Origin of the sequence: Streptomyces megasporus, from assembly GCF_000718985.1 — a bacterium.
GTDB lineage: Bacteria > Actinomycetota > Actinomycetes > Streptomycetales > Streptomycetaceae > Streptomyces > Streptomyces megasporus.
The window spans coordinates 1-1,237 of the sequence record NZ_JODL01000072.1 but is presented as its reverse complement, the minus strand read 5'-3'; the positions used below and the strand labels follow the sequence as shown (position 1 = coordinate 1,237).

1 pseudogene is annotated in these 1,237 nt (G+C 74.3%); it reads left to right on the top strand.

Annotation, left to right across the window (positions count from 1 at the left end):
- Positions 1-1,237: pseudogene (locus IF47_RS29940) on the top strand (HAD-IC family P-type ATPase); the annotation flags it as partial.

Below are 1,237 nucleotides of genomic sequence, written 5' to 3'. Positions count from 1 at the left end.
GCCCTTCCACAAGGCGGCCCTCACCAACCTCCGGCACGGCTCCGCCACCATGGACACCCTGGTCTCGCTGGGGACGCTCGCCGCCTTCGGCTGGTCGCTGTGGGCGCTGTTCCTCGGTGACGCCGGGATGCCCGGGATGCGGCACGGTTTCGAGTTGACCGTCTCCCGCTCGGACGCCTCCTCGGCCCTCTACCTGGAGGTCGCGGCCGGGGTGACCACGTTCATCCTGCTCGGCCGCTGGCTGGAGGCCCGCTCCAAGCGGAGCGCGGGCGCGGCCCTGCGCGCCCTGCTGGAGCTGGGCGCCAAGGACGTGACCGTGCTCCGGGGGGACCGCGAGGAGCGGATCCCCACCTCCGAGCTGGCGATCGGCGACCGCTTCGTGGTCCGTCCCGGCGAGAAGATCGCCACCGACGGCCGGGTGGTGGCCGGCTCCTCCGCCGTGGACGCCTCGATGCTCACCGGCGAGTCCGTGCCGGTGGACGTCACGGTGGGCGACACCGTCACCGGCGCCACCCTCAACGCCGGCGGACGACTGGTCGTGGAGGCTACCCGGATCGGCGCCGACACCCAACTCGCCCGCATGGCCAAACTGGTGGGGCCTGGCCACCCCCACCGCCCTGCTGGTCGGCACCGGCCGCGGCGCCCAGCTCGGCATCCTCATCAAGGGCCCCGAGGTGCTGGAGTCCACCCGCCGGGTGGACACCGTCGTGCTGGACAAGACCGGCACCGTCACCACCGGACGGATGACCCTCCAGGACGTGCACGCCGCCGAGGGCGAGGACGAGACCGAGGTGCTGCGGCTGGCCGGCGCCCTGGAACACGCCTCCGAACACCCCATCGCGCAGGCCATCGCGGCGGGCGCCCAGGAGCGCGTGGGGACGCTGCCGCGGGTCGAGGACTTCGAGAACGTGCCCGGCCTGGGCGTTCAGGGCACCGTCGACGGCCGCAAGGTGCTCGTCGGCCGGGAGAGGCTCCTGACCGAGAACGCCCTGGAGACGCCCCGTGCGCTCGCCGAGGCCCACGCCGCCGCCGAGGCGGCCGGCCGCACCGCCGTCACCGTCGCCTGGAACGGCACGGTGCGCGGTGTGCTGACGGTGGCGGACGCGGTGAAGGACACCAGCGCCGAGGCCGTCCGCGCCCTGCGCGCCCTGGGGCTGACGCCGATCCTGCTCACCGGCGACAACCGGGCCGTGGCCGAGGCCGTCGCCCACGAGGTGGGCATCGAGAAGGTGATCGC